The organism is Tangfeifania diversioriginum, assembly GCF_900141875.1.
Classification (GTDB): domain Bacteria; phylum Bacteroidota; class Bacteroidia; order Bacteroidales; family Prolixibacteraceae; genus Tangfeifania; species Tangfeifania diversioriginum.
In genome coordinates, this window is sequence record NZ_FQZE01000042.1 from 24316 (window position 1) to 30947 (window position 6632).

Consider the following 6632-nt stretch of genomic DNA (forward strand, 5'->3'; position numbering starts at 1 on the left):
CCCGTCCAGCGGATCAAAACCGCTTGACGGGTAAAAATAATATGTATATCCGTTTTTTACCTAACTTGGAGATGCAATGAGCAGAAAATCAATTTTTTACCCCAAACCCCAAGGGGGGCAAATTGATTTTCTTCACACCCCTTGGGGCTGGGGTATTGGAAGAAAATCATAATAATTTTGGGTAAAAAAAAACGGATATCCGTAAAAAAAGAACATTTTTCTCACTGGGGATTTTTACAATTCCGGGATATAACAATTGAATAAAACAAGAAAATTACAATTTCATAGGTTTGGTTAGTTTAGTTAGACAATTAGAAGGAGTGGTAAAAAACGCTCCTTCTTTTAAAACAAAAAATGAAGTACGACGTGACATATAAAACCCTCCAAAAATTTTCGGAAGGAAAATATTCCTGGAACGATTACAAAAAAGTAAAAAACTGGTTCAACCGCATTCACGATTACCAGGAAGCAAAACAATATTTGTCGGAACAGTGGAACGAAATAAATGAACAGGAACAACCCGACGAGCATTCGCTGAAACACATTTATTACGAAATCGAGCACCAGATTTTTACCGAAGAACGCAAAAAAGCCCGGAAAAAACGATGGCTCCGATTTTATCAAAAAGCAGCAGCCATACTGTTAATTCCTCTCCTGGCATTTTCAGCCTGGTATTATTTTATTGGTCCGCCACCAACCGCCACCAACGAGGCATGGGTGGAAATCAATGCACCAGAAGGGACCCGAACACAGTTTTCGCTGCCCGACGGTTCAACAGGCTGGCTCAACAGCGGCTCAAAACTCAGATACAACCCGGTGTTTGCAGTTCGAAATGTGGAATTGCAAGGTGAAGCCTGGTTCGATGTACAACACGACGAAACCGTTTTTACAGTAAACACCGAAAATATGGATGTCCGTGTGCTGGGCACCCAATTTAATGTGATGACTTATGCAGATTTAAAGTATGCAGAAGTTGTGTTAGAAGAAGGTGCGGTTGAAGTCCAGGGAGTTAATGGCAATTTTGAAAAAATGCTGGCTCCTGGTGAAAAACTTAAATACTCAATGGACGAGAATAGATTCAGGGTACAACAAGTGGATACCAAACCCTACACAGCATGGAAAGAAGGTTTCTTGCTGCTCGATGATGAGCCATTGGAAACAGCCGTGGCACGCATAGAACGCTGGTATAACGTGAATATTGAAATTAAAGATGAAACATTAAAAAGTTACCGGTTTAAAGCCACTTTTCAGGATGAACCGTTAGAAGAAGTATTACGACTTTTGGCAATGACTACTCCAATGGAATATACCATTGAGAAAAGAGAAACAAGTGATGAAAATGTTTACCGGAAGAAGAAAGTGACAATAAAACGAAAAGAATAAATGCAAAGCAGGAAAGTGTTGGTACCACCTTCCTGCATGAAATTGCAGAGCAATCAAATCTTTTAATTTTAATTAATTATGAACTCTACAAAAATGTAAATTTATGAAAAAGTTTCAAGAATTAAGACGGGATTGCGGTTTTGTTATACGGAGCCGTACCCTGAAAAAATTGTGGAAAATGACACGACTAACGACTTTACTGATTTTACTTGGAATGGGGCAGGCCTTTGCGCTTGGTTCCTATGCGCAGTCAACTACTCTAAACCTGGACTTTAAAAATGCCAACCTTGAAGAAGTTTTGACAGAAATCGAAAATCAATCGGAATTCTTTTTTCTCTACAACAAAGACCTGATTGATGTGGAACAAAAAGTGGATGTGGAGGTGCAGAACAAAAAAATCAATGAAATTCTGGACCAGCTTTTTGAAGGAAAAGAAATCCGGTATTTTCTATTCGACCGGCAAATTGTCCTCTCCAACCAGTACGGCGAAACAGGTATTTCCGGGCAGGAAAATATAACGGTACAGCAGCAACGTGCCGTTTCCGGTACAGTAACCGATGTTTCAGGACAGACCTTACCAGGTGTTACTGTTGTAGTGAAAGGAACAACCAATGGTACTGTTACCAATGCCGATGGAGAATATACACTTACAAGCATTCCTGAAGATGCTGTATTGCAATTTTCGTTCGTGGGGATGCGGACACAGGAAGTTCCGGTTGGCAATCAAACCACCATAAATGTTTCCATGGAAGAAGAAACGATTGGATTGGAAGAAGTTGTGGCAGTAGGATATAGTGTTCAAAAAAAATCAAATTTAACTGGTTCTGTTTCAACTGTTAACTTCGAAAAAGAGCTCGAAAACAGGCCACTAACAAATGCCTCTCAAGCACTTGGTGGTCTTTCGTCTGGACTTTGGGTAAGCCAAAACTCAGGACAACCGGGAAGTGATGAAGCAACAATAAGGGTAAGAGGTTTTGGAACTTTAAATAATTCAAACCCATTAGTTTTAATAGATGGGGTCGAGGGCCGGATGGCTGAGCTAAATCCTAATGACATAGAATCAATAACTGTGTTGAAAGATGCCGCTTCTGCTGCAATTTATGGTTCACGAGCAGCAAATGGAGTAATTTTGATAACAACCAAAATGGGCACAACCACAGAAAAAGTAAGTGTAACTTATAATGGTTATTATGGACTCCAAAAAATGGGAGAAAGATTTGATTTAATAAGTAACAGTGCGGAATACATGGAAATATGGAATTCAGCGATGGATGGTGGCGATGCTAAATTTCCGTCTGAAGTTATTGAAGCATTTCGTAACGGTGATGATCCGTATTTATACCCCAATACTAATTTTTTGGATGAAGTAACCAGGGTATCTCCCATTACTGAGCATAATATTTCAATAAACTCAGGTTCAGAAAAAGTAAAAAACTACTTTTCAATCAATTACTTAGATCACGAGGGTATATATTACAGTACTAACTCAAAAAGATTTGGAGTTACTTTCAATAATGAAACCAAAGTGAATGATTGGTTAACAATTGGTGGACGATTTAATGCAATGCGCAAAATCACTAATGAACCTTATGATGGCATTGGGAGAGTTGTTTATATGATAGCCAACGGACATCCATATGCAGCGCCCTATACTGAAGATGGAAGGTTTGGTGCAACACAGGCATTATACTTAAGTGGAGCTACAGCGGGACAACCAATCACAGATACAAGAAACCCGATGCCTGATTTATATAATGGACTAAGAAAGTTCTCGAATAGTTTTTTTAAAGCAAATGTTTTTGCAAATCTAAAATTAATGGAAGGACTTGAATTAAACACACAGTATTCAGGTCAATACAACAATAATCTTAGAGACCGTTACAATGAAGTACTTTGGTGCTATACAACTTCAGAGCAGCAAGTAAAACCACTTGATTTCCCTTCTACAGTAAATATTGAAAGATACTTTTCAGACGAATTTTATCAAACATTTTACTCTACACTGAATTTCAATAGAACCTTCGCAGATAATCACGAAGTGGGGGCATTGGCAGGGATGCAATCGGAAGATAAGTTAATTAAAAATGTAAGGGCACAAAAATCTGATCCTCCAAAACAAGGGTTGCATCAAGTAAACTCAGGAACAGCCAGTCCCATTGCCGAAGGCACTAAATATCAGCTACGTATGTTATCTTATTTTGGAAGAATTAATTATGCTTATAAATCAAAATATTTAACAGAATTTAATTTAAGAGCTGATGCATCATCACGATTTAAAAAAGGAAATAGATGGGGATTTTTTCCCTCTGCTTCACTAGGTTGGAGAATTAGTGAAGAAGAATTTTTAAAAGATCGATTCTTTGATGAATTAAAATTCAGAGCATCTTATGGAGAATTAGGTAATCAAAATATTGATGATTATTGGCCATACCTGACAACTATTACCCAAACAAATGGAACCAGTTACAATGTTGGTAATTCATTAACACCAGGAGCAGCTGTAACGGCTTTGGTTGATGAAGATATTACATGGGAAACAACAACTTCCTTCGACTTTGGTGTCGATCTCAGAATTTTAAACGATCGCCTAACAGCGGAGTTTGATTATTTTTTAAAAAACACAGAAGATATATTGGTTCAATTACCAATTCCTCTAATATTGGGAGGAGTAACACCTCCTTATGAAAATGTTGGAGAAATGAAAAACACAGGTTTGGAAGCAAGTTTTGAATGGAGAGATAATATAAGCAATGGACTATCCTATAACATTGGTGCAAATATTACTTATGTAGAGAATGAAGTTGTAAAATTTAGAGAAGGTAATTCACCTGATCAACTTTACTTAATTAGAGAAGGCTATTCATACAGAACTTTATATGGCTTTAATGCCGAAGGTGTGTACCAGTCAGATGAAGAAGCTGCCTCACATATGCACTCCAATGGATATACTCCTAAGGCTGGTGATTTAAAATACCAAGATAGAAACTCTGATGGGAAACTTGATTTTAATGATAAGTCAGAAATTGGTAATACTATTCCAAAATTTACTTATGGAATCAATGGTGGATTGTCTTATAATGGTTTTGATTTTAATATTCTTCTTCAAGGGATTGCGGGAGTAAATGTTTACACACAAAGTGCATGGACTGAACCATTAGGGATTTCAGGGGGATCTATTACTACTCGTTGGAGAGATGCTTGGACACCAACAAATCCTAGCGAGACTACACCTCGTATAGTTGTAAATGATACATGGAATAGGCAAGAATCATCTTTTTGGGCAAATGATCTATCTTGGTTAAAGGTTAAAAATATTCAATTAGGATATACTTTGCCAACACAATGGACTGATTTTGCTTCAATTGAAAATACTTATGTGTATATCAACGGACAAAATGTTCTTACTTTCGTAAGTGATGATTATGAGGGATTTGATCCTGAAAGAGATACATTTAACAATGGGTACAGTCAATATCCGGTTCCAAGAATTTGGTCAGTTGGCGTAAATATTTCATTTTAATAAAACACTCAAATTTAAGATATTATGAAAAAAAATTATTTAATAATATTCATTCTAACACTTGGAATGATATCTTGTAATGAAAGTTATTTGGATATTTTTCCTGATGATAAAATAACCAGTGAGAATTTCTGGACTACAAGTGATGATGCCTCTCTGGCATTGATGGGCATTTACAATGTATTAAGAAGTAATAATGTGTATGGTTATGGTGGAGGATGGGATGCATGTACTCCAAATGCCTTTCAATGGGCTCATTGGGAAGGAAAGCAACAACAGATTGGCTCTGGTGAAGTTCATTCAGGGATCGGAGGAGTTGTTTCCGGACGTTGGCAATATTGTTACCGCGGAATTAATCGAGCAAATTATTTTTTAGAGAATATTGATAATGTCACTTCTTTATCTGAATCAGAAAAAAAACAGATGATTGGTGAAGTATATTTCCTGAGGGGAGTTTTTTACGCACTTATGGCAGACACCTACGGTGGAGTTCCAATTATTACAAAAACACTGACTACAGAGGAGGCCCGAAGTGTTTCAAGAGCATCTCTCGAAGAAACATGGCAACAAGTGCATTCAGATTATGATGAAGCAATCTCTCGACTTAATGAATCAGCTCCTCAAAAAGGGAGAGCCGATCTTGGAGCTGCTCTTGGAATGAAAATGCGAGCATATTTATATCAAAACAATTATCCTAAAGTTTTAGAATATGTAGAAAAAATTGAAGCTTTGGATAAGTACAGTTTATTTCCAAGTTATCATGGATTATTCCAACTTGAAAACGAAGGAAATAGTGAAACTGTTTTTGCTCTTCAATTTCTTGATGGTCCAATTTCACAAGGAAGTATTTTTGATAGATATTGGCAACCTCAAAATTTAAAATTTGGTATTGATGGATCAAATTCCGTTGCTCCAATTCAGGACCTCGTTGATGCATATGAAACAGTAGACGGCTCTCCAATTCAAAGTTCTGATGATGATTATAATTTGGCACAATTTGAAAATCGTGACCCAAGGCTTGATTTTACAATTCTTCGCCCAGGTGCTGAATTTCAAGGACAAAAATATCCTGAAGAAATCAAAAATCATACTGGGCAGCGTGTTGGGTATGCAATTCGAAAATACACAATTGAGACACAAGTTGTAAAACAAACTGAATCACCTCTTGATTATATGATTTTAAGATATGGTGATGTATTGATGTCAAAAGCTGAGGCTCTAATAGAAACAAACACAGATATTGATGAGGCTATTAGAATTTTAAACCGATTCCGGACTGAACGGGAAGACGTTAAAATCACACCACTTCCATTGGGAATGTCGCAAGCTGAAGCAAGAGAAGCATTAAGAAAAGAAAGGCGAATTGAATTTGCTCTTGAAGGCATTTACTGGTCGGACATAAAAAGATGGGAAATTGGACCTGAAATATACCCTGTTGAAGTTAGAGGACCTGATGGTGATTTAATTCATACTAAATTTCCAAACGGATACGATTTGGATAAAGATAACTTAATTCCTATACCAGATAGTGAAAGAAGCTTAAATCCAAATTTAGAACAAAATCCAGGTCATTAGTAATTCAAATTATACTTTTCAAAAGGCTGTCAAATTCTAAGGCAGCCTTTTTTTGGTTCAATTCAATTTAAAATACTTATAAAATCAATACAATGAGTTTCGATAAAAAATCATCCAGAAGAAGATTTCTGAAAAGCGCATTGGTAGCCGGAGC

3 protein-coding genes are annotated in these 6632 nt (G+C 36.8%); all 3 read left to right on the forward strand.

Annotation, left to right across the window (positions count from 1 at the left end):
* The first annotated feature begins 354 nt into the window (after nucleotides 1-354).
* The 3 genes from BUC07_RS18745 (at nucleotide 355) to BUC07_RS18755 (ending at nucleotide 6478) form a co-directional block, all read left to right on the forward strand.
* Nucleotides 355-1383: a FecR family protein gene (locus BUC07_RS18745; RefSeq protein WP_073173515.1), complete on the forward strand. Its 1029-nt coding sequence runs from the start codon at nucleotides 355-357 to the stop codon at nucleotides 1381-1383.
* 103 nt (nucleotides 1384-1486) lie between these two features.
* Nucleotides 1487-4903: a TonB-dependent receptor gene (locus BUC07_RS18750; protein WP_073173518.1), complete on the forward strand. Its 3417-nt coding sequence runs from the start codon at nucleotides 1487-1489 to the stop codon at nucleotides 4901-4903.
* A gap of 24 nt (nucleotides 4904-4927) precedes the next feature.
* Nucleotides 4928-6478, forward strand: a complete 1551-nt coding sequence (locus BUC07_RS18755; protein ID WP_073173521.1) for a RagB/SusD family nutrient uptake outer membrane protein — start codon at nucleotides 4928-4930, stop codon at nucleotides 6476-6478.
* Nucleotides 6479-6632: the final 154 nt, after the last annotated feature.

Bases quoted from the DNA above. Each gene is read 5' to 3' on its own strand.
- BUC07_RS18755 (WP_073173521.1), top strand. From the start codon at position 4,928: ATGAAAAAAAATTATTTAATAATATTCATTCTAACACTTGGAATGATA.
- BUC07_RS18745 (WP_073173515.1), top strand. From the start codon at position 355: ATGAAGTACGACGTGACATATAAAACCCTCCAAAAATTTTCGGAAGGA.
- BUC07_RS18750 (WP_073173518.1), top strand. From the start codon at position 1,487: ATGAAAAAGTTTCAAGAATTAAGACGGGATTGCGGTTTTGTTATACGG.